Consider the following 19,299-nt stretch of genomic DNA (forward strand, 5'->3'; position numbering starts at 1 on the left):
GCCTCTACCGGATCGACCAGTGTACGTCGGAGTCCGCGCCACCACCTCCCGGGCGCGCCACGGGGCGGCGCGGCTCACCCGGCCGGCTCAGTGGCCGGCTCAGCGGGCGTTGAAGTACTTCGCCTCCGGGTGGTGCAGCACGATGGCGTCCGTGGACTGCTCCGGGTGGAGCTGGAACTCCTCGGACAGCTCGACGCCGATCCGCTCCGGGCGGAGCAGCTCCGCGATCTTGGCGCGGTCCTCCAGCTCGGGGCAGGCGCCGTAGCCCAGCGAGAAGCGCGCACCCCGGTACTTGAGGTCGAACATGTCCGTCATCGCGGCCGGGTCCTCGCCGGCGAAGCCGAGTTCGGACCGCACGCGGGCGTGCCAGTACTCCGCCAGCGCCTCCGCGAGCTGCACGGAGAGCCCGTGCAGCTCCAGGTAGTCGCGGTAGGAGTCGGAGGCGAAGAGCTCCGCGGTGGCCTCCCCGATCCGGGAGCCCACGGTGACGACCTGCAGGCCGACCACGTCGGTCTCGCCGCTGTCCTCGGGGCGGAAGAAGTCGGCCAGGCAGAGCCGCCGGCCGCGGCGCTGCCGCGGGAAGGTGAAGCGGGTGCGCTCCGAGCCGTCCTCGTTCAGCAGGATGAGGTCGTCGCCCTTGGAGTGGCAGGGGAAGTAGCCGTACACGACGGCCGCCTCCAGCAGGTTGTCCCGCTGGAGCCGGTCCAGCCAGCCGCGCAGCCGGGGCCGCCCCTCGGTCTCCACCAGCTCCTCGTACGAGGGGCCGTCGCCCTTGCGGGACTCCTTGAGTCCCCACTGGCCCTTGAAGAGAGCGCCCTCGTCGATCCAGGACGCGTAGTCCTTCAGCGGGATGCCCTTGATGACGCGGGTGCCCCAGAAGGGCGGCTCGGGCACCGGGTTGTCGACGGCGACGTCCGAGCGGACCGAGCCGTCGTTGGGCGCCTGTTCGGGGATGTCGAGGGTGCGCTTGGGCACGCGGCGCTGCTTGAGCGGCGGGAGTTCGGCGCCGGGGACGCCGCGCTTGACGCCGATGATGGCGTCCATCAGGCGCAGCCCCTCGAAGGCGTCGCGGGCGTATCGGACCTCGCCCTCGTAGATCTCGTGCAGGTCCTGCTCCACGTAGGCCCGGGTGAGGGCGGCGCCGCCGAGGATCACCGGGAAGTCGGCGGCGAGCTGCCGCTGGTTCAGCTCCTCCAGGTTCTCCTTCATGATGACGGTGGACTTCACCAGCAGTCCGGACATGCCGATGACGTCGGCCTTGTTCTCCTGGGCGGCGTCCAGGATCGCGGAGACCGGCTGCTTGATGCCCAGGTTCACCACGTTGTAGCCGTTGTTGGAGAGGATGATGTCGACCAGGTTCTTGCCGATGTCGTGCACGTCGCCGCGGACGGTGGCGAGCACGATGGTGCCCTTGCCCTCGTCGTCGTCGCTCTTCTCCATGTGCGGCTCCAGATAGGCCACCGCGGTCTTCATCACCTCGGCGGACTGGAGCACGAACGGGAGCTGCATCTGGCCGGAGCCGAAGAGTTCGCCGACGACCTTCATGCCCGCCAGCAGCGTGTCGTTGACGATGTCCAGGGCGGGCCGTTCGGCGAGCGCGGCGTCCAGGTCCTCCTCCAGGCCGTTCCGCTCGCCGTCGATGATGCGGCGCTGCAGCCGCTCCTCCAGCGGCAGGGCGGCCAGTTCCTCGGCCTTGCCGGCCTTCATGGACTTCGCATCGACGCCCTCGAAGAGCTCCAGCAACCGGGAGAGCGGGTCGTAGCCCTCGCGCCGGCGGTCGTAGATCAGGTCGAGGGCGGCCTCCACCTGCTCCTCCTCCAGCCGCGCGATGGGCACGATCTTGGAGGCGTGCACGATGGCGGAGTCCAGGCCGGCCTTGACGCACTCGTCGAGGAAGACGGAGTTGAGCACCATGCGGGCGGCGGGGTTGAGGCCGAAGGAGATGTTGGACAGGCCCAGGGTGGTCTGCACGTCCGGGTGGCGGCGCTTGAGTTCGCGGATCGCCTCGATGGTGGCGATGCCGTCCTTGCGGGACTCCTCCTGGCCGGTGCAGATGGTGAAGGTCAGGCAGTCGACGAGGATGTCGGACTCCTGGATGCCCCAGTTCCCGGTGAGGTCCTCGATCAGCCGCTCGGCGATCTCCACCTTCTTCTCGGGCGTACGGGCCTGGCCCTCCTCGTCGATGGTGAGGGCGATGAGCGCGGCGCCGTGCTCGGCGGCCAGCCGGGTGATCTTGGCGAAGCGGGAGTCGGGGCCGTCGCCGTCCTCGTAGTTGACGGAGTTGATCACGGCACGGCCGCCGAGCTTCTCCAGGCCGGCCTCGATCACGGCGGGCTCGGTGGAGTCCAGCACCACCGGCAGGGTGGAGGCGGTGGCGAACCGCCCGGCGAGCTCCGCCATGTCGGCGACGCCGTCCCGGCCGACGTAGTCCACGCACAGGTCGAGCAGGTGCGCGCCCTCGCGGATCTGGTCGCGGGCCATCTCCACGCAGTCGTCCCAGCGCCCCTCGAGCATGGCGGTGCGGAACTTCTTGGAGCCGTTGGCGTTGGTCCGCTCGCCGATGGCGAGGTAGGAGGCGTCCTGCCGGAACGGCACGGCCTGGTAGAGGGAGGCCGCAGCGGGCTCCGGGCGCGGCCGGCGAGGGGCGGGCTCCTTCTCCCGCACCCGCTCCACGAGCTGCCGCAGGTGCTCGGGCGTGGTGCCGCAGCAGCCGCCGACCAGGGAGAGGCCGTAGTCGGCGACGAACGTCTCCTGGGCGTCCGCCAGCTCCCCGGCGGTGAGGGGGTAGTGGGCGCCGTCCTTGCCGAGGACGGGCAGGCCGGCATTGGGCATACAGGACAGCGGCACCCGGGCGTGCTGGGCCAGGTAGCGCAGGTGCTCGCTCATCTCGGCCGGGCCGGTGGCGCAGTTCAGCCCGATCATGTCGATGCCCAGCGGCTCCAGGGCGGTGAGCGCGGCGCCGATCTCGGAGCCGAGCAGCATGGTACCGGTGGTCTCCACGGTGACCGAGCAGAGGATGGGCAGGCCGGCACCGGTCGCCTCCAGCGCGCGGCGGGCGCCGAGCACAGCGGCCTTGGTCTGCAGGAGGTCCTGGGTGGTCTCCACGAGCAGCGCGTCGGCGCCGCCGGCGATCATGCCCTCGGCGTTCTGCTGGTAGGCGTCGCGGAGCGTCCCGTACGCGGCGTGGCCGAGGGTGGGCAGCTTGGTGCCGGGCCCCATGGAGCCGAGCACCCAGCGCATCCGGCCGTCGCCGCCGGTGAACTCGTCGGCGACCTCGCGGGCGATGCGGACGCCCGCCTCCGAGAGCTCGAAGATGCGGTCGGTGATGTCGTACTCGCCGAGCGCGGCGAAGTTGGCCCCGAAGGTGTTCGTCTCCACGCAGTCCACCCCGGCCTCGAAGTAGGCGCGGTGCACGGAGGAGACGATGTCGGGGCGGGTGATGTTCAGGATCTCGTTGCAGCCCTCGAGCTGCTGGAAGTCGTCGAGCGTCGGGTCCTGGTCCTGGAGCATCGTGCCCATCGCCCCGTCGGCGACGACGACGCGGGAGGCGAGGGCCTCCCGGAGCGCGTCGGCGCGGGTGCTGCGGGCGGGGGACGGCGTGCTGGGCGAGGCCATGGAAGTGCTCCCAAAGGTGCGACGGCTGTCGGCTTTGCGCCCTCCGCGGGGAGGGGCGCACCCGGCCAGCGTATCGGGCCGGGGCAAGACCGCCTGCGGTGTCCCGGGGGGTGGGACGGCGGGTGGCCGGTTCCCGGCTTCCGTACGGTCGACAAGAAGCGATAGCGTTCGACATTGTCGAATTACGTACTGAGGCCTTTGCAGGCCAGGAGGTGTCCGATGGCCCGGAACATCCAGTCGCTCGAGCGTGCGGCGGCCGTACTGCGGCTGCTGGCCGGCGGGGAACGGCGGCTGGGCCTGTCCGAGATCGCCTCGGCGCTGGAGCTCGCCAAGGGCACGGCGCACGGGCTGATCCGCACCCTTCAGCAGGAGGGGTTCGTCGAGCAGGAGACCGCGACCGGGAAGTACACCCTCGGCGCCGAACTGCTGCGGCTGGGCAACAGCTATCTGGACGTGCACGAACTCCGGGCACGGGCTCTGGTGTGGACCGACGACCTGGCGCGGTCCAGCGGGGAGAGCGTCTATCTGGGTGTGCTGCACCAGCAGGGCGTGCTGATCGTGCACCACGTCTTCCGCCCGGACGACAGCCGGCAGGTGCTGGAGGTGGGGGCGATGCAGCCGCTGCACTGCACCGCGCTGGGCAAGGTGCTGGCCGCCTACGACCCGGTGGCGCACAGCGAGGCGGCGGACGCGGACCGCAAGACCTTCACCGAACGCACGGTGACCGGCCTGGAGGAGTTCGAGGAGGTCCTGGATCTGACCCGCGGCCGCGGCTGGGCCTCGGACGTGGAGGAGACGTGGGAAGGGCTGGCCTCGGTGGCGGCCCCGATCCACGACCGGCGGCGGATGCCGGTGGGCGCGGTGGCCGTCACCGGTGCCGTGGAGCGGGTGTGCGACGAGGAGGGCCAGCTCAGACCGCACATGATCGCCGCGGTGCGGGACTGCGCCCGTGCGGTGTCCCGGGATCTTGGAAACGGACGATTTTAGAAATAACCAGAACAATCGGTCACGAGTTAACGGCGGCGAAAGTCGTGCGTCACTCCCTCTTGACGGGAGGAACCCCAGGGGAAAAACTGCCGTCCGGCGGTCGGCAATGTCGAACACCGGACGGGATGAACCGCCGCTCTCCCCTCTGGACTCAGGACTAAGGAGTCACGGGTGTCCAGCACCGACATCTTTCTCGGCGAAGTCATCGGCACCGCGGTGCTGATCCTCCTCGGCGGCGGCGTCTGCGCCGCCGTCACGTTCAAGCGGTCCAAGGCGTTCGGCGCCGGCTGGGTCGCGATCGCCTTCGGCTGGGGCATGGCAGTGCTCACCGGGGCGTACATCGCCGCGGGCGTCTCGGGCGCCCACCTCAACCCCGCGGTGACCGTCGGCCTGGCCGTCCAGGGCGGCACCGAGTGGGCCGACGTCCCCCTCTACGTGGCGTCCCAGCTCCTCGGCGCCGCGCTCGGGGCCGCCCTGGTCTGGGTCGCCTACTACGGCCAGTTCCACGCCCACCTCACCGACCGCGAGATCGTCGGCGCCCCCGAGGAGGAGCAGGAGCTCGTCGGCGGCCCCGGAGCGCAGGACACCGCCGTTGCGGACCGCAAGGCCGCCGCCGCGAAGCGCGGCCCCGGCCCGGTGCTGGGCATCTTCTCCACCGGTCCCGAGATCCGGCACACCGTGCAGAACCTGGCGACCGAGATCGTGGCCACCGTGGTCCTCGTCCTGGCCATCCTCACCCAGGGCCTGAACCAGGAGGGCAAGGGCCTCGGCCCGATCGGCGTGCTGGTCGTCGCGCTGGTCGTGGTCAGCATCGGTCTCTCGCTCGGCGGCCCGACGGGCTACGCCATCAACCCCGCCCGCGACCTGGGCCCGCGCATCGTCCACGCCCTGCTGCCGCTGCCGAACAAGGGCGGCTCCGACTGGAGCTACGCCTGGGTCCCGGTCGTCGGCCCGCTGGTCGGCGGCGCCCTCGCCGGCGGCATCTACGTCCTCGCCTTCGCCTGAGTCCCCGACCCGACCACCTATCGGAGCGTCTTCCATGACCGACAGCACCCACTCGACCGGCCCCTTCATCGCCGCCATCGACCAGGGCACCACCTCCAGCCGCTGCATCGTCTTCGACCGGGACGGCCGGATCGTCTCCGTCGACCAGAAGGAGCACGAGCAGATCTTCCCGAAGCCCGGCTGGGTCGAGCACGACGCCGCGGAGATCTGGACCAACGTCCAGCAGGTCGTCTCCGGCGCCCTGGAGAAGGCGGGCATCGCCAGAGAGAGCGTCAAGGCCCTCGGCATCACCAACCAGCGCGAGACCACCGTGCTGTGGGACCGCACCACGGGCGAGCCGGTGCACAACGCCCTGGTCTGGCAGGACACCCGCACCGACGCCCTCTGCAAGGAGCTGGGCCGCAACGTCGGCCAGGACCGCTTCCGCCGCGAGACCGGCCTGCCGCTCGCCTCCTACTTCGCCGGTCCCAAGATCCGCTGGCTGCTGGACAACGTCGAGGGCCTGCGGGAGCGCGCCGAGCGGGGCGACCTCCTCTTCGGCACCATGGACTCCTGGGTGATCTGGAACCTCACCGGCGGCACCGAGGGCGGCGTGCACGTCACCGACGTCACCAACGCCTCCCGGACCATGCTGATGAACCTCCACACCCTGGAGTGGGACGCGAAGATCTGCGAGTCGATGGGCGTCCCGATGTCCCTCCTCCCGGAGATCCGCTCCTCCTCCGAGGTGTACGGCGAGGCCAAGGGCGCCCTGGAGGGCGTGCCCGTCGCCTCCGCCCTCGGCGACCAGCAGGCCGCGCTGTTCGGCCAGACCTGCTTCGCGCCGGGCGAGGCCAAGTCGACCTACGGCACCGGTACCTTCCTGCTGCTGAACACCGGCAACGAGGCCGTCAACTCCTACAACGGCCTGCTGACCACCGTCGGCTACCGCATCGGCGACGAGAAGCCGGTGTACGCGCTGGAGGGCGCCATCGCCATCACCGGCGCCCTGGTGCAGTGGATGCGGGACCAGATGGGCCTGATCAGCACCGCCGCCGAGATCGAGACGCTGGCCAGCTCCGTGGAGGACAACGGCGGCGCGTACTTCGTGCCCGCCTTCTCCGGGCTCTTCGCGCCGTACTGGCGCTCGGACGCCCGCGGCGTCATCGCCGGGCTGACCCGCTACGTCACCAAGGCGCACCTCGCCCGCGCGGTGCTGGAGGCCACCGCCTGGCAGACGAGGGAGATCGTCGACGCGATGGAGAAGGACTCCGGCGTCGAGCTGACCTCGCTCAAGGTCGACGGCGGCATGACCTCCAACAACCTGCTGATGCAGACCATGTCCGACTTCCTGGACGCCCCGGTGGTGCGGCCGCTGGTCGCCGAGACCACCTGTCTGGGCGCCGCCTACGCCGCCGGCCTCGCCGTGGGCTTCTGGCCGGACACCGACGCGCTCCGCGCCAACTGGAAGCGCGCCGCGGAGTGGACCCCCCGCATGGACGCGGCCGACCGCGACCGCGAGTACAAGAACTGGCTCAAGGCCGTCGAGCGGACCATGGGCTGGATCGAAGAGGAGAACTGAACGCATGTCTGCGACCGTCCGGGGGGCCACCCCCGGCAACCCGCCCCTGTCCGCCGTCCCCGCCCTCGGGACGCCTCCCGCCGCCGGTGCCGCTCCCGGGCGCACCGCGACGCGGGAGGTGCTCGACCGGGCCGTCTTCGACCTGCTGGTGGTCGGCGGCGGGATCCTGGGCACCTCGGTGGCCTGGCACGCGGCGCAGTCGGGGCTGCGGGTCGCGATGGTGGACGCCGGCGACTTCGCCGGCGCCACCTCGTCCGCCTCCTCCAAGCTGGTCCACGGCGGGCTGCGGTATCTGCAGACCGGCGCGGTCCGGCTGGTGGCGGAGAACCACCACGAGCGGCGGGTGCTGGCCAAGGACGTGGCCCCGCACCTGGTCAATCCGCTCACCTTCTACCTGCCGGTCTACAAGGGCGGCCCGCACGGCGCCGCCAAGCTCGGCGCCGGTGTCTTCGCCTACTCGGCGCTGTCCGCCTTCGGCGACGGCGTCGGCCGGGTCATATCCCCGGCGAAGGCGGCCGCGGACAACCCCGGACTGCGCACCGACGGCCTGAAGGCCGTCGCGGTCTACGGCGACCACCAGATGAACGACTCCCGGATGGCCGTGATGACCGTCGGGGCGGCGGTGGCCGCGGGCGCCGTGGTGCTCAACCACGCCGAGGTCACCGGGCTCCGCTTCACCGGGGACCGGGTCACCGGCGCCGAGCTGCGGGACCGGCTGGACGGCACCGAGTTCGGGGTGAACGCCCGGCTGGTGCTGAACGCCACCGGTCCCTGGGTCGACCATCTGCGGCGTATGGAGCACTCCGGCGCGGCGCCCAGCATCCGGCTGTCCAAGGGCGCCCATCTGGTGCTGCGCCGCAAGGCGCCGTGGCGTGCCGCGATGGCCACACCCATCGACAAGTACCGGATCACCTTCGCCCTGCCCTGGGAGGACCAGCTGCTGCTGGGCACCACGGACGAGGCGTACGAGGGCGACCCGGGCGAGGTGCGGGCCACCGAGGCGGACATCACCCAGATCCTGGACGAGGCGGCGCTCTCCGTCCGGGACGAGCACCTGTCCCGGGACCTGATCAGCTACGCCTTCGCGGGGCTGCGGGTGCTCCCCGGCGGGCCGGGCGGCGTGGAGTCCGCGAAGCGGGAGACCGTGGTCACCGAGGGCCGCGGGGGCATGCTCTCCGTGGCCGGCGGCAAGTGGACCACCTACCGGCACATCGGCCGCACGGTGCTGCGCAAGCTGGCGGAGCTGCCGGGCGGCGCGCTGACCGACGCCTCCGACGGGCTGGTGCCGGTCGGTTCGCTGGTGCGCCGCACCCCGCTGCCGGGAATCGCCAACCCCGACGCGGTGGCACACCGGCTGCTCGTGGACCGGGAACCCGGCGTGCGGATGGACCCGCTCACCGCCCGGCACCTCGCCACCCACTACGGCTCGCTGGCCTTCGACATCGCCCGTCTGGTGAACGAGGACCCGGCGCTCGGCGAGCGCATCCACCCGGACGGCCCGGAGATCTGGGCCCAGGTGGTGTACGGCCGCGACCACGAGTGGGCGGGCACCGTGGAGGACGTGGTGCGCCGCCGCACCACACTGACGGTGCGGGGCCTGGACACCGAGGAGGTCCGCGAGCGGGTCGCCGCCCTGCTCGCCGCCCGGACCGCCTGAACCGGCGGCTCCCCGGCCCGTACGGCACCCGGCCGCCGTACGGGAAGGCCCTGCGGGGAAGGCCGTACGGAAGAGGGGGCCGCCCGACAGCCCGCGGGGCGCGCACGCGCCCCGCGGGCGTCGCGCGTGCGCGAGGGCTGCGGCAGGACCGCGCGCACGCCGTAGGCTGGAGCCCGCACGGAACAGGAACAGCAGCCGGTACGGAGCCGAGCGCTCCGCTCCGGTCGGAAGGAGGCACTGGGTGATCGAGCTCGAGGGGGTGCCCGAGCTGGTCGACCCGGTCATGGTGGCCGCGTTCGAAGGCTGGAACGACGCCGGCGACGCCGCCTCCACCGCGGTCGGGCACCTGGAGCGGGAGTGGAAGGGGGAGGTCTTCGCCGCGCTGGACGCCGAGGACTACTACGACTTCCAGGTCAACCGTCCGCACGTGTGGCTGGACGGCGGGGTACGCAGGATCACCTGGCCGACGACCCGGCTCTCGGTGGTGCGGATCGAGGACTCCGACGGCAAGGGCAGACCGCGCGACCTGGTGCTGGTGCGCGGCATCGAACCCAGCATGCGCTGGCGGTCCTTCTGCAACGAGGTGCTCGGGTTCGCCCACGAGCTGGGAGTGGAGATGGTGGTGGTGCTGGGCGCCCTGCTGGGCGACACCCCGCACACCCGGCCGGTGCCGGTCACCGGGGTGACCTCGGACCCGGACCTGGCACGCACCCTCAACCTCGAGGAGTCGCGGTACGAGGGCCCGACGGGCATCGTCGGGATCCTCCAGGAGGCGTGTACCCACGCGGGCGTGCCGGCCGTCAGCCTCTGGGCCTCGGTGCCGCACTACGTCTCCCAGCCGCCGAACCCGAAGGCGACCCTGGCGCTGCTGAACCGGCTGGAGGACCTGCTGGGACTGCGGGTACCGCTGGGCGAGCTCACCGAGGACGCACGGGCGTGGCAGCTCGGCGTCGACCAGCTCGCCGCCGAGGACAGCGAGGTGGCGGAGTACGTCCAGTCCCTCGAGGAGGCGCGGGACACGGCGGAGCTGCCGGAGGCGTCGGGCGAGGCCATCGCCAAGGAGTTCGAGCGGTACCTGCGGCGCCGGGACGGCGGGCCGGGGCCGGGACATGCGACGGAGGGGCCGGAGGGCGGCCCGTTCCTGCGGGGCACCGGGCGGGAGCCGGGTGCCGAGCGGAGCCGGCCGCCGTCCCGGCCGGCGGACGACCGCGGCCAGGGGCGCTCCGGCCGCCCGGGGCGTACGGACCGCAAGGACGGCTCGGGCGGTCCGGGCGGCCCGGAGGGAGCCGGTGACGCCGGCGCCGAGGACCGGGCCGAGGGCACCGACGGGACGGACGCCGCCGGATCCGACGACGAGGGCTGAGGGCCCGGAACGCCGGGGCGTCCGGAAGCGCGCCCGAGCCGCACCGGGGTGCCGGCTTTGGCACCCCCGTGAGGCGTTCCCCGGGCCCGGCTCCGCCGGGCCCGGGGAACGGTCTCAGAGCGCCACGCCGAGCAGTGCGTCGACGGCGCGCGACACCACTCCGGGCGCCCCCTCGTCCGTACCGCCGTGCTCGTGCTGCGCGGCCGCCCAGCGGTCCACGGCCGCCAGCGCGGCGGGGGCGTCCAGGTCGTCGGCGAGGGCCGCGCGGATCTCCTCCACCACCGCGTCCGCGGGCGGGCCGTCGGGACGCGAGACGGCGGCGCGCCACCGGGCGAGCCGTTCGGTGGCGCGCTCCAGGTCCCCGGCGGTGTAGTCCCAGTCCGCGCGGTAGTGGTGCGCGAGCAGGACGAGCCGGATGGCGACCGGGTCGACGCCCTCACGGCGCAGGGCGGAGACGAACACGAGGTTCCCCTGCGACTTGGACATCTTCGCGCCGTCGAGGCCGACCATCCCGGCGTGCACGTAGGTGCGGGCGAACGGGTGCTCGCCGGTGACGGCCTGGGCGTGCGAGGCGCCCATCTCGTGGTGCGGGAAGGCGAGATCGGAGCCGCCGCCCTGCACGTCGAAGCCCATGCCGAGGTACCGCAGGGCGATGGCGACGCACTCGATGTGCCAACCGGGTCGCCCGCGCCCGAGGGAGGCGCCGTCCCAGCTCGGTTCGCCCTCCCGGGCGGCCGACCAGAGCAGCGGGTCCAGGGGGTTCTTCTTGCCCGGCCGGTCCGGGTCGCCGCCGCGCTCGCCCGAGAGGCGGCGCATGGTGGCGGCGTCCAGCCGGGAGACCTCGCCGAAGTGCCGGTCGGACTCGACGGAGAAGTAGACGTCGCCCTCGAGTTCGTACGCCGCGCCCATGTCCCGGAGCCGCTCGACGAGCGGGACGATGTCCGGGACCGACTCCACGGCGCCCACGAACTCCCGCGGCGGCAGCATCCGCAACGCCGTCATGTCCTCGCGGAAGAGGGCGGTCTCCCGCTCGGCGAGCGCGGTCCACTCCTCGCCGGTGGCCGCGGCCCGCTCCAGCAGCGGGTCGTCGACGTCGGTGACGTTCTGTATGTAGTGCACCTGGCGCTTGGTGTCGAGCCACACGCGCTGCACGAGGTCGAACGCGTTGTACGTCGCCGCGTGCCCGAGGTGGGTGGCGTCGTACGGCGTGATGCCGCACACGTAGAGGCGGGCGACGGGACCGGGAGTGAGGGTCACCCGTTCCCCGGTCGCGGTGTCGTGGATCCGGAGGTCGCGGCCCTGACCGGGCAGGACGGGGACCTCGGAGGCAGGCCAGGCATGCATGCGTCGAGCCTAACCGTACGGCTGTTCCGGGTACGAACGGGACGGCGGCGATTGGCCGGATGGGCGGCCTTGACGCCGGGTCCGCGGCCCCGCGGCCGCCCCCGCCACGGCAGGCGCGGTCAGACGGGCGGCCAGGGGATGGCGGGCCAGTCCCCGCTCGGCAGCGGGTGCCGCCCGGCCGTGAGCAGCGCCTCGGTGCGCTTCCGCACGGCGTCGACCTCCTCGCCGGTGAGCAGCTCGCCCAGCCGGGTGGCGAGCGGCCCGCCCTCGGCGAGCTCCGCGGAGAGCCGCCGCAGGACGGCGACGGCGGACCGGGGCAGCGGCTCGCCCGCCCAGCCCCACAGCAGGGTGCGCAACTTGTCGTCGACGTGGAAGGTCACGCCGTGGTCGATGGCGCGCAGCCGTCCCGCGGCGTCCCGGAGCAGGTGGCCGCCCTTGCGGTCGGCGTTGTTGAGGACGGCGTCGAGCACGGCGAGCCGCCGCAGGTCCGCGTCGTCGGCGTGCACCAGCAGCGCGGGACGGTCCGCGCCCACGTCGGCGTATCCGACGGCCTTCCAGCCGGGGCCGGGGTCGTCGCCGTCGACGAGGGCGAGCAGCTCCTCCGGTGGCTCCGGGGCGTCCGGGCCGTCCGGGCCCTCGGCGGTGTCCGGCAGGCCGGTGCCGGGAGCGGTGCCGGTTCCGTCCGCCGGGCCGATCCACTCCTGGCACATGCCCTCGCCGTACGGCCCGTCGCGCAGCACGGTGACCGGCACCAGCCCCCAGCCGGTGGCCGCCGAGACCTCGAAGGCGGCGACCTCCCGCCCGGCCAGGGTGCCGTCCGGGAAGTCCCAGAGCGGGCGCTCGCCCGCGACGGGCTTGTAGACGCAGGGCAGGCTGCGCCCGCGGTGCTCGACGACGGCGTACAGCACCGCGTTGGAGGCCTCCCTGATCCGCCCCCGCACGGTCAGAGTGCCGTCCGTGAGCAGCTCCCGGACCCCGCCGGCCGTCCGCCCGGTCATTCGCCGCGCCGGTAGCCGTTCTGCCGGGGGCAGACATGGCCCTCGGGATCGAGCGGGAGGCTGCACAGCGGGCACGGGGGCCGGCCGGCGTGCACGACCTCCAGGGCCCGCTTGGCGAACGCGCGGGCCTGGGTGCCGCTGAGGCGCACCCGCAGCATGGGCGGGCCGTTCTCGTCGTCCTGGAGCAGCCGCTCCTCGGCCTCGGCGAGGTCCTCCTCGGAGTCGGCCTCCAGCTCGACGATGGCCTGGGCCTCGACGACCATCCGCTCGCCCTCGCCGTCCCAGGCGAGCGCCATGGTCCCGACGCGGAACTCCTCCTCGACCGGGCTCTGCAGGGGACCGGTGTCCTCCACCTCGGCCGGGGCCACGGCGGGCACCGCCGCGTTGCCCCCGGAACGCCGCACGACCTCGTCGAGCAGTTCGTCGATGCGCTCGGCCAACGCCTCGACCTGGGCTTTCTCCAGGGCGACGCTCGTGGTGCGGCCCCCGGCGGAAGCCTGCAGGAAGAAGGTTCGGCGGCCAGGCAGCCCGACCGTACCGGCCACGAACCGGTCCGGCGGGTCGTAGAGGAACACCTGACGGGACACGTCCTGCTCCGATGAGTCGATTGCGGGGGACACTGGCACCCTACTGCTCCGGCCGATCTTCGCGCCTACGCGCCGCCCCCGACCGCCGCGTCGCCGCCCGCGCTGCCGCCCGCCGCGCCGCCGGCCGTGCCGTTCGCCGGGGCCCCCTCGGGGTCCTCCTCGGGCGGCGCCAGGGAGTCCGTCTCCCCGGTGTCGCCGAGCCGCAGGAGGAAGGGTCGCAGCGGCGTGTAGCGGAGGGCGGTGAGGGAGCCCGGGCCCGCGGTGATCCGCTGGAAGAGGTCCAGGTGCAGGCCGAGGGCGTCGGCGACCACCGCCTTGATGATGTCGCCGTGGGCGCACATCAGGTAGCAGGCCCGCGGGCCGTGCTCCGCCGCGATGCGCGCGTTCCAGTCGCGCACGGCCGCCACGGCGCGGGCCTGCATGGCGCGCAGCGACTCGCCGCCGGGGAACTCGGCCGCCGACGGGTGCTGCTGCACGGTGGTCATCAGCGGCTCCCCGGCGAGCTCGGCGAGCTTGCGGCCCGTCCAGTCGCCGTAGTCGCACTCCGTGATCCGCTCCTCGGTGTGCAGCGGCAGGTCCGGCCGGGCCCGCAGCAGCGGTTCCAGGGACTCCCGGCAGCGCTCCAGGGGGCTGCTGACGGCGGCGGCCAGCGGCACGCCCGCGAGCCGCCCCGGGAGCGCCGCGACCTGCTCCCGGCCGCGCTCGTCGAGGGTGACGCCGGGTGCGCGGCCGGCGAGCACCCCCGCCGTGTTGGCGGTGGAGCGGCCGTGCCGCAGGAGGATCAGCGTGGGCATGGCTGCCAGCGTAGGCGGTCGCCGGTTGTGCGGAAGGCGTGGCCGGGCACAATGCGGGACGTGATCGTGGACTGTGCGCTGTACCGGAACGGGCGCCGCACCGCGGACCCCGCGGGCACGGCGGGCCTGCGCGACGCCCTGGCGCAGGCCCGGGCGGCGGACGACGCCTTCCTGTGGATCGGCCTCTACGAACCGACGGACGCCGAACTCGCGGAGGTGAGCGACGCGTTCGGGCTGCATCCACTGGCCGTGGAGGACGCGCTGCGGGCCCATCAGCGGCCCAAGCTGGAGCCGTACGAGGACGCGCTCTTCCTGGTGCTGAAGCCGGTGACCTACGACGACGCCCGCGGCCGGGTGACTGCGGACGAGCTGATGCTGTTCGCCGGTGACTCCTTCGTGGTCACGGTGCGGCACGGGGCCGCCGACCCGCTCGGCGCCGTACGGGACCGCCTGGAGCGGGACCCGGCGATGCTGGAGCACGGGCCGACGGCCGTGCTGTACGCGGTGAGCGATGCGGTGGTGGACCACTATCTGGAGGTCGCCTCGGAGCTGCGGGCGGATCTGGAGGAGCTGGAGGACGAGGTCCTCGCACTCGGCCAGCGGCGGGCCCGGGCCGCCGCCCGCCGCGGCCGGAACGGGCGCCTGCGTCCCGGGCGGAGCCGCGGGCGCGGCGCGGCCGGCCGGGACGCGCGACGTGCGCGGAACGGCGGCGGACATGCCGCCGAGCGGATCTACGCCTTCAAGCGCCAGGTGCTGGAGTTCCGGCGGGCGTGCGGTCCGCTGGCGGAGCCGATGGCCCGGCTGGCCGGCTCCGGGGTGCCGTTCGTGCACCGGCGCGCACGGCCGTTCTTCCGCGACGTGAGCGACCACCTGACGCGGGCCGGGGAGCAGGTGGAGGCACTGGACCGGCTGGTGTCCGACATCCTGTCGGCCTCGCTGGCGCAGACGGGCGTGCGGCAGAACGACGACATACGCCGGATCTCGGCCTGGGCGGCGATCGTGGCGCTCCCCACGCTGGTCTCGGGCGTGTACGGCATGAACTTCACCCACATGCCGGAGCTGGAGTGGGCGTGGGCGTACCCGGCGGCGCTGCTGCTCATGGCCTCCGGGTGTCTGGTGCTGTACCGCTTCTTCCGGCGCCGCGGCTGGCTCTGAGCCGGGCCGGCCGCCGCCAGCCGCCCAGCAGCGCGCCGCCGTACGCCAGCCGGATGCCGGCCGCCAGCCGGACGGTGCGCGGAGCGGGCCAGAGCAGGGCGCGGCCGAGGTGTGCGGTCAGCGCCAGACCGACGTCCCGTTCGACGGCGGCCTCGGCGAGCGCAGCCTCCCGCAGCGTGCGCCGTACGGCGGCGGCGTGCCCGGCGGCGGCGAGGCGGAGGAGGGCGTCACGGCTCCAGGCACGCCGGGCGTCCGCGTCCTCGGCGAGGGCCCGTACGGTCCGGCCGGCTTCCGGGTGGTCCCCGAGGGCGGCGACCAGCGCCGCCGTGCGGCGGGCGGCCCGCTCCCCCGTGACCCGCCGGTGGGCGAGGCAGGCGAGCAGTTCGGAGCGGTCCAGCGGCCGGTCCCCGAGCAGCCGGTCGCCGGGGAGGCCGACGCCGTACCACTCGAGCCGGGCGGGGCGGTCGAGCTCCTCGGGGACGGGGACGGCGGTGAGGCCGCGGCCGCGCAGCAGGGCGTGCAGCAGGCGGCCGTGCCGCTCGGCGGCCGCGGCGTGCCGCCGGGCCGCGGCGGCGACGGCGGGCTGGTCCGCCGGGGCGAGGACGGCCAGCCGGGCGTCCTCCCGGCGGCGCCGGGCGGCGCCGTGCAGCGCGAGGGAGCAGAGCAGCCGGAAGGAGACGTCGTGGGCGACGAGCTCCTGGTACCGGCTCCGGGCCGCACCCATCCGCCACCTCCGTGCACTCCGCCCTGCCGGGGCCGCACCGCCGGCCCCGGCACGAGTGAAGTCAGGAGGGCACGGCGGGCGGAACGCGCCGGGCCGTGGAGTACGCCGAACGGAGCAGTGCGGCAGGGGGGCCGGCGGTGCGAGGGGACGCCGCGGGGGGCCGGCACCCGGCGCGGGCGGACGGTGCGCACGGCCGGCACCGGCGGGCGGCGCGGGCGGACGGCCGGCGCCGGCGGCCGGTGTCCCGCGGAGTGCCGACCGACCCGTAACCCGGTGGGGCCGCCGGGCGTTGGACCCGGTGACGGCCGTGGCGGGGTCGACCCCGAGCCCCCACCACGGCCGCAGACCTGCCCGGGCCGGCGCCGTGCACGGAGCCGGCCGCCGGGCGGCCGCGGGGTCAGGCGAGTCCGGCCCGCTCCAGCGCCTCCACACCGGCGCGCAGCGAGGCGAGGCGCTCCTCCAGGGTGAAGCCGGCCGGGGCCAGGGACAGGGTGGTGGCGCCGGCCTCGGCGTACGCCTGCATCCGGTCGGCGATGCGCTCGACGGGCCCGAGCAGCGTGGTGGAGTCGATCAGCTCCTTGGGCACGGCCGCCGCCGCGCCCTCCTTGTCGCCGGCCAGGTACTTGTCCTGGATCTCGGCGGCCTCCTTCTCGTAGCCCATCCGCCGGGCGAGCTTGTTGTAGAAGTTCTGCTTGCGGCTGCCCATGCCCCCGACGTAGAGAGCCGTGTAGGGACGGAAGAGGTCGGCGAGGGCGTCGACGTCCTCCCCCTGCGCCATCGGGACGGTCGGGCAGATGTCGAACCCCGCCAGTTCCCGGCCCGCCTTGGCACGGCCGGCCCGCACCGGGGCGAGGGTGGTCTCCTCGGCGTGCTCGGGCGAGAAGAACACCAGCAGGGCGCCCTCGGCGATCTCGCCGGTCTGCTCCAGGTTCTTCGGGCCGATGGCCGCGATGTAGAGCGGGATGTGCTCGCGGACCGGGTGCACGGTGAGCTTGATGGGCTTGCCGGGGCCGTCCGGCAGCGGCAGGGTCCAGTGCTCGCCGGAGTGGGTCAGGCGCTCGCGGCTCATGGCCTTGCGGACGATCTCGACGTACTCGCGGGTGCGCGCCAGCGGCTTGTCGAACTTCACGCCGTACCAGCCCTCCGAGACCTGCGGGCCGGAGACGCCGAGACCCAGCCGGAAGCGGCCGCCGGAGAGCGAGTCCAGGGTGGCGGCGGTCATGGCCGTCATGGCGGGTGCCCGCGCCGGGATCTGGAAGATGCCGGAGCCGACGTCGATCCGCTCGGTGTGGGCCGCGACCCAGGAGAGCACGGTCGGCGCGTCCGAGCCGTAGGCCTCGGCGGCCCAGCACACGGAGTAGCCGAGGCGGTCCGCCTCCTGGGCGACGGCGAGGTTGTCCGCGTCCATCCCGGCTCCCCAGTAGCCGAGGTTGATCCCGAGCCGCATACCGGCCCCCTTACTGATCAGTAACGTCCCTGTCCACGGGACTGTAGCGCGCCGCCGCAAGTACGCTCAACGCCCATGAAGCGACGGCACCTGGGCCGCACCGGCCTGCGCGTATCCAGGATCGGCCTCGGCACGCTGACCTGGGCCCGGGACGGCGAGGAGCGGTACTCCGCGGAACAGCAGGCAGCCGACCAGCTCAAGGCCTTCTGGGAGGCGGGCGGCACGCTGGTGGACACCGCGGACGTCTACGCCGACGGCGGCGCCGAGTACCTCCTCGGCCGGCTGCTCGACCTGGTGCCCCGCGACGACCTGGTCATCGCCACCAAGGCGGGCAGCGTGCCCGACCCGGACCGGCGCTTCGACGGCTCCCGCAGTCATCTGCTGCGTGCCCTGGACGCCTCGCTCGCGCGGCTCGGCACCGATCACGTCGACCTGTGGCAGGTGCACGCCTTCGACCCGCACACGCCGCTGGAGGAGACGCTGCAGGCTCTGGACATCGCCGTGAGCAGCGGTCGCGCCCGCTACGCCGGGGTGTCGAACTTCAGCGGCTGGCAGCTCGCGAAGGCGGCCACCTGGCAGCTCGCCACGCCCGGCACGCGCACCCGGCTGGCGAGCACCCAGATGGAGTACTCGCTGCTCCAGCGCGGGGTGGAGCGGGAGGTGCTGCCGGCCGCGCGGGACCTCGGCCTCGGGCTGCTGCCGTCCTCGCCGCTGGGCCGCGGCGTGCTCACCGGCAAGTACCGGGAGGGCACGCCCCCGGACTCCCGGGGCGCCTCGGAGCGGCTGGCGGCCTTCGTGGCGCCGTATCTCGACGACACCGCGGGCCGGATCGTGGATGCCGTGGTCACCGCCGCCGACGGGCTGGCGGTCTCGCCGCTCCAGGTGGCGCTCGCCTGGGTGCGGGACCGGCCCGGGGTGACGGCGCCGGTCGTCGGCGCGCGGACGGCGCAGCAGCTCACGGAGGCGTTGTCGGTGGAGGGTCTTAGTCTTCCTGGCGAGATCCGCGAGGCGCTGGACGACGTGTCGGCTCCGGTGCACCGCTACCCCGACCAGGACTGGAGCCAGCTGTGACCAGCCAGAACGCCGCGGGCGGCGACCGGGCGGCCGAACTCCGGGCGGCCGTGCGGGCCGTGGAGAGCGGCGAACGCCCGGCCGACTCGTTCTTCACCGAGCGCGCCCCGAAGCCCGGGCGCGCCGCGGGGCCGCCGGCCGGGGGCGGCGCGGCGCGCGGTGCGGAGCCGGAGGCCTCCGGGCCGGTGCCGGTGCCGGAGGAGCTGCAGGAACTGGTGGCGGCGGCCGGGGCCCCGGCTGCGGCGGCGGTGCGGCTGGTGGAGCTGCTGGGCCCGGAGGCCGCCGGGACGCTGCGGGCCGATCCGTGGCGGCTGCTGGCCGCGGGTCCGGCCGCCGGGGTGCGCCCGGAGCAGGCCGACGCCCTGGCCCGGGCGGTGCCGGGCCCGGCAGGCGAGGCCGGGAGCGGCGCGGAGCACGGTACGGGCGGCGGGAGTGGCGCCGGCGGCGAGGGCGGCGGGGCCGGTGACGCCCGGCGGGCGGAGGCGCTGCTGGTCTGGCTGCTGGAGCGGGCGGCGCTGGCGGGCCACACCGCGCTGGAGCCCGCCGCGCTGAGCGGCGAGCTCGCCCGTTACGGGGTGCCGGATCCGGACGGGGCGGTCCGGGAGGCGATCGACTCCGGAACGGTGCTGGTCTTCGAGGAGGAGCTGGACGGTCCGGAGTCCGGGGCGGGCCACGGCCGGCAGGCGCCGGGCCCCCGGGAGACGCCCGCCGGGGCGCCGGGTGAGGAGCCGGAGGCCGGCGAGGGCGCGGAACGCCCGGTGCGGCTGCTGGTGGGGCTGGAGCGGTACGCACTCGCGGAGGAGAGCCTGGCCGACGGGCTGGCCCGGCTGCTGGGCACCTGCACCCCGGTGGACGCGGAGCGGACCGGCGGGGGTGCGGCCGGCGCGCCGCCCGCCTCAGCGGGCCCGGCGGCGGAGCTGGTCCGCGCGGCGGCGGGTCACGGCGTGGTGGTGCACACCGGCGGCGAGGCGGCGCGCACCGAGCCCGCCGC

At 74.2% G+C, this 19,299-nt stretch carries 14 protein-coding genes and 1 pseudogene; 8 read left to right on the forward strand and 7 right to left on the reverse strand.

The genetic code is table 11. From position 1 onward, the window contains the following. Nucleotides 1–99 precede the first annotated feature (99 nt). Nucleotides 100–3,615 (reverse strand): methionine synthase, encoded by a 3,516-nt coding sequence (metH, locus tag HOY81_RS09060; RefSeq protein WP_237319733.1) that lies wholly within the window; start codon nt 3,613–3,615, stop codon nt 100–102. A 219-nt stretch (nt 3,616–3,834) separates the two neighbouring features. On the opposite strand from metH, the gene HOY81_RS09065 reads away from it, so the two are divergent. The 5 genes from HOY81_RS09065 (at nt 3,835) to HOY81_RS09085 (ending at nt 10,188) form a co-directional block, all read left to right on the forward strand. Next, nucleotides 3,835–4,602, forward strand: a complete 768-nt coding sequence (locus HOY81_RS09065; RefSeq protein WP_237319734.1) for an IclR family transcriptional regulator — start codon at nt 3,835–3,837, stop codon at nt 4,600–4,602. Nucleotides 4,603–4,773: 171 nt separating this feature from the next. After that, nucleotides 4,774–5,607, forward strand: coding sequence for an MIP/aquaporin family protein (locus HOY81_RS09070; RefSeq protein ID WP_237319735.1), 834 nt, complete (start codon nt 4,774–4,776; stop codon nt 5,605–5,607). Nucleotides 5,608–5,641: 34 nt separating this feature from the next. Continuing rightward, complete coding sequence (glpK, locus tag HOY81_RS09075; protein ID WP_237319736.1) at nt 5,642–7,168, forward strand: glycerol kinase GlpK; 1,527 nt, start codon at nt 5,642–5,644, stop codon at nt 7,166–7,168. Nucleotides 7,169–7,172: 4 nt separating this feature from the next. After that, complete coding sequence (locus tag HOY81_RS09080) at nt 7,173–8,825, forward strand: glycerol-3-phosphate dehydrogenase/oxidase (RefSeq protein ID WP_237319737.1); 1,653 nt, start codon at nt 7,173–7,175, stop codon at nt 8,823–8,825. Between the two features lie 241 nt (nt 8,826–9,066). Beyond that, nucleotides 9,067–10,188: a PAC2 family protein gene (locus tag HOY81_RS09085; RefSeq protein WP_237319738.1), complete on the forward strand. Its 1,122-nt coding sequence runs from the start codon at nt 9,067–9,069 to the stop codon at nt 10,186–10,188. A gap of 114 nt (nt 10,189–10,302) precedes the next feature. On the opposite strand, the gene mshC is transcribed toward HOY81_RS09085, so the two are convergent. From mshC to HOY81_RS09105, 4 genes are all read right to left on the reverse strand, one after another. Continuing rightward, nucleotides 10,303–11,532, reverse strand: a complete 1,230-nt coding sequence (gene mshC / locus HOY81_RS09090) for a cysteine--1-D-myo-inosityl 2-amino-2-deoxy-alpha-D-glucopyranoside ligase (protein ID WP_237319739.1) — start codon at nt 11,530–11,532, stop codon at nt 10,303–10,305. A gap of 119 nt (nt 11,533–11,651) precedes the next feature. After that, nucleotides 11,652–12,530, reverse strand: coding sequence for an SCO1664 family protein (locus tag HOY81_RS09095; protein ID WP_237319740.1), 879 nt, complete (start codon nt 12,528–12,530; stop codon nt 11,652–11,654). Then, a complete protein-coding gene (locus HOY81_RS09100; RefSeq protein WP_237319741.1) occupies nt 12,527–13,117 on the reverse strand; it encodes a DUF3090 domain-containing protein in 591 nt (196 codons plus the stop codon). The genes HOY81_RS09095 and HOY81_RS09100 overlap by 4 nt, the downstream gene beginning before the upstream one ends. 65 nt (nt 13,118–13,182) lie before the next feature. Further along, entirely contained in the window at nt 13,183–13,911 is a 729-nt protein-coding gene (locus HOY81_RS09105) for a histidine phosphatase family protein (RefSeq protein WP_237319742.1), read from the reverse strand. A 51-nt stretch (nt 13,912–13,962) separates the two neighbouring features. On the opposite strand from HOY81_RS09105, the gene HOY81_RS09110 reads away from it, so the two are divergent. Beyond that, nucleotides 13,963–15,066 carry a magnesium and cobalt transport protein CorA gene (locus HOY81_RS09110; RefSeq protein ID WP_237319743.1) on the forward strand — a complete coding sequence of 368 codons (1,104 nt, stop codon included), beginning with the start codon at nt 13,963–13,965 and terminating at the stop codon, nt 15,064–15,066. Here HOY81_RS09110 and HOY81_RS09115 read toward each other — a convergent pair. Both HOY81_RS09115 and HOY81_RS09120 read right to left on the reverse strand, forming a co-directional pair. Then, nucleotides 15,008–15,790 (reverse strand): ferritin-like domain-containing protein, encoded by a 783-nt coding sequence (locus HOY81_RS09115; protein ID WP_237319744.1) that lies wholly within the window; start codon nt 15,788–15,790, stop codon nt 15,008–15,010. The two genes, HOY81_RS09110 and HOY81_RS09115, sit on opposite strands and share 59 nt — an antisense overlap. 397 nt (nt 15,791–16,187) lie before the next feature. Then, on the reverse strand, nt 16,188–17,237 hold the full coding sequence (locus HOY81_RS09120) for an LLM class F420-dependent oxidoreductase (protein WP_237319745.1): 1,050 nt from the start codon (nt 17,235–17,237) through the stop codon (nt 16,188–16,190). A gap of 75 nt (nt 17,238–17,312) precedes the next feature. On the opposite strand from HOY81_RS09120, the gene HOY81_RS09125 reads away from it, so the two are divergent. Further along, nucleotides 17,313–18,308: an aldo/keto reductase gene (locus HOY81_RS09125; protein ID WP_237319746.1), complete on the forward strand. Its 996-nt coding sequence runs from the start codon at nt 17,313–17,315 to the stop codon at nt 18,306–18,308. After that, nucleotides 18,305–19,299 (forward strand): annotated as a pseudogene (locus HOY81_RS09130) (hypothetical protein); the annotation flags it as partial. The gene HOY81_RS09125 and the pseudogene HOY81_RS09130, both read left to right, overlap by 4 nt.

Origin of the sequence: Streptomyces sp. JJ36, assembly GCF_021696945.1 — a bacterium.
In the GTDB taxonomy this organism is placed as follows: Bacteria; Actinomycetota; Actinomycetes; order Streptomycetales; family Streptomycetaceae; genus Streptomyces.